This is a genomic window from Ponticaulis profundi, from assembly GCF_042659465.1.
Taxonomy (GTDB): Bacteria; Pseudomonadota; Alphaproteobacteria; order Caulobacterales; family Hyphomonadaceae; genus Ponticaulis; species Ponticaulis profundi.
Genome location: NZ_JBHSSW010000036.1, coordinates 1 through 2,503 on the forward strand (window position 1 = coordinate 1; position 2,503 = coordinate 2,503).

Annotated in this window: 3 protein-coding genes and 1 pseudogene; all 4 read right to left on the minus strand. The window is 67.0% G+C overall.

The annotated features are described in order from the left end of the window. Positions 1-127 (minus strand): annotated as a pseudogene (locus ACFQDM_RS15365) (ATP-binding protein); the annotation flags it as partial. A gap of 19 nt (positions 128-146) precedes the next feature. Beyond that, the gene (gene tnpC / locus ACFQDM_RS15370; RefSeq protein ID WP_377380542.1) at positions 147-1,712 is read right to left on the minus strand and encodes an IS66 family transposase; all 1,566 of its coding nucleotides are present in this window, start codon (positions 1,710-1,712) and stop codon (positions 147-149) included. 69 nt (positions 1,713-1,781) lie between these two features. Further along, the gene (tnpB, locus tag ACFQDM_RS15375) at positions 1,782-2,138 is read right to left on the minus strand and encodes an IS66 family insertion sequence element accessory protein TnpB (RefSeq protein WP_071209476.1); all 357 of its coding nucleotides are present in this window, start codon (positions 2,136-2,138) and stop codon (positions 1,782-1,784) included. Beyond that, positions 2,135-2,503, minus strand: a 369-nt coding sequence (tnpA, locus tag ACFQDM_RS15380) for an IS66-like element accessory protein TnpA (RefSeq protein WP_377380545.1), incomplete at its 5' end; no start/stop codon positions are given. The genes tnpA and tnpB, both read right to left, overlap by 4 nt.

The following is a 2,503-nucleotide window of genomic DNA, read 5'->3' on the forward strand; positions in this document are numbered from 1 at the left end:
CGGTTTCGAGGATGTGGCAGCGATGGGTCAGGCGATCGAGCAGCGCGGTCGTCATCTTGGCATCGCCAAAGATGCTCGCCCACTCGCTGAAGCTCAGGTTGGTGGTAATGACGACGCTGGTGCGCTGTAAGCGCGACGTCGCGGCCCTATGCGGTGAGGCTTGACGGCTGTGCGTGCCGCCAGGGCATGAGGTCTTCGATGCGGGATTTGGGGTGTCCGTCGAGGATGGCGCGGAGGGTGTCGGCGAGATAGTCGACGGGGTTCACGCCGGCCATTTTGCAGGTGGCGACGAGCGAGGCGAGCATGGCCCAGTTCTCGGCGCCGACCTCGTTGCCGGCGAAGAGGGCGTTCTTGCGGGTCAGCGCGATCGGACGGATCTGGTTTTCGACCGGGTTGGTGTCGAGCTCGAGGGTGCCGTCGTCGAGGAAGCGGATCAGGCCGGGCCAATGCGCGAGGGTATAGCGGATATCCTCGGCCAGAAGGGATTTCTGCGGGATGCGCGACAGCTGAGTTCCAAGCCAGGGCTTGAGCGCGGCGATGATCGGGGCGGCCTGGGCGCTCCGGACGGCGAGACGGTCGGCGGGAGCCTGGCCGCGCACGGTCTTCTCGATCTGATACAGCAATGCGATCTGGCGCAGCATCTCCTCGGCGATGGGCGAGCCCTCGCTTTCAAAGCGCTTCACGAAGCGACGGCGGACATGGGTCCAGCAATTGACCAGCTGCCACGGCCCCTCATCGCGCGTGATCTCGGTCAGCGCGTTGTAGGACTGGTAGGCGTCACATTGCAGGAACCGGCCGCGGTATCCGGCGAGGAACTTTAGCGGATGCTCCCGTCCTCGGCCGGGGGCGTAGTGGAACAGCACGATGGGCGGACCGACACCGCCATGGCCGCGATCGTCGGACACGACGGCCCAGAAGTAGCCGCTCTTGGTAGCCTTCCGGCCCGGATCGAGCACCGGCGCGCGGGTCTCGTCCACGAAGATCCGGTCGGCGCCGCGCAGATGAGCCTTCATGTGGTCGATGACAGGCATCAGGTGGAAGCAGGCGCGCCCCGTCCAGTTGCCGAGTGTGCCACGGTCGAGGTGGAGACCTTGCCGCTCGAAGATCCCCGCTTGGCGGTAGAACGGAAGGTGGTCGCCGAACTTCGAGACGATGATCCACGCGATCAGCCGTTCGGTCGGCAGCCCGCCAGGGACGACATGCTCAGGGGCATGCGCCTGCACGACGGCCTGCGAGCAGCGGCGACAGGCGTATCTCGGGCGCCGCGTCACCAGCACCTGGAACTGCGCCGGGATTACGTCGAGCCGCTCGGATATATCTTCCCCGATCCGGGCCATCTCACCGCAGCCGCAGGGGCATTGGATGCTGGCGGGCTCGATCACGCGCTCGACCCTGGGCAGGTGCGCCGGCAGATGCCCGCGGTTGCGCGCGGGCTTGCGAGGTTCTTCCCCGCGCGTTTGGGCAAGCGCGGCCTCTGCCTTTTCCTGCGCGGCCGCGAGGACGCCTTGGGCCAGTTCGGCATCCTCGAGCGGCAGATTGAACTGGTCGGGTGACAGCTTCTCGGAACTCTTGCCGAAGCGCTCGCGCTGCGATGCCCGCAGGATGCCCTCCAGCCGACGATTGGCCTCCTGCACCTCCACGAGCGCCGCCTCGACCTCGGTCAGGCGGGCCTTCAGATGAGCGTTCTCACGGCTGAGGGCATCGGCATCCATGCCTCGGAGTGAATCACGCAAACGCGGTTCTGGCTAGCAAAAACAGGGAATTCCCGTGCGTCCGCCCGCTCACCCTGCGACCAGCGGACGCCGCGCCCGTTCCGGCCGCACCAGCCGCCAATCCAACCCTTCGAACAGAGCCGCCAGCTGCGCCGAGGAGATCCGCATCACTCCGTCCCGCATCTGCGGCCAGACGAACTTGCCTCCCTCAAGGCGCTTGTGAACGAGCACCATTCCGGTCTGATCCCAAACCAGCAGCTTGATCCTGTCCGCCCGTTTCGAGCGGAAGACGAAAACCGCCCCACAGAATGGATCGAGCCCGGACATCTCCTGCACCGCCAGCGCGAGGCCATCGATCCCCTTGCGGAAGTCCACCGGGCGCGTCGCCACATAGACCTTTGTTGGCCCTCCCTGACCGAGCATCATGATGTCGCCGTCCGCGCCGCCCGGATGGACCTGGTCAGCAGGATCTCATCGGCGTCGGCCCCGACGCGGATCACGACATCGCCGACAACGATCTCCACGCCGGTGGCGACCTCCGTCTCTGCCGGCATCGCCGCTGCGGGACCCTCGACGACCAACTCTGCAAACATCGGCAGGGCCGCCACGCTCTCGGGCACGACAAGCTGCCCCGTCCGCAACTTCTTCCGCCAGTCGTAGACCTGCCAGCGCGTCGTCCCGTGCTGCCGCGCGACATCCGTTACCGAGGCCCCCGGCACCAGGCTCTCCGCAGCGACCCGCGCCCGCTCCGCCTTCGTGCGCCGCCGACGCCCGCTCGGCCCCTCGATCAC

Excerpts from the sequence above, each read along its gene's own strand:
- tnpC (WP_377380542.1), bottom strand. The coding sequence starts at position 1,712 with ATGGATGCCGATGCCCTCAGCCGTGAGAACGCTCATCTGAAGGCCCGC.
- tnpB (WP_071209476.1), bottom strand. The coding sequence starts at position 2,138 with ATGATGCTCGGTCAGGGAGGGCCAACAAAGGTCTATGTGGCGACGCGC.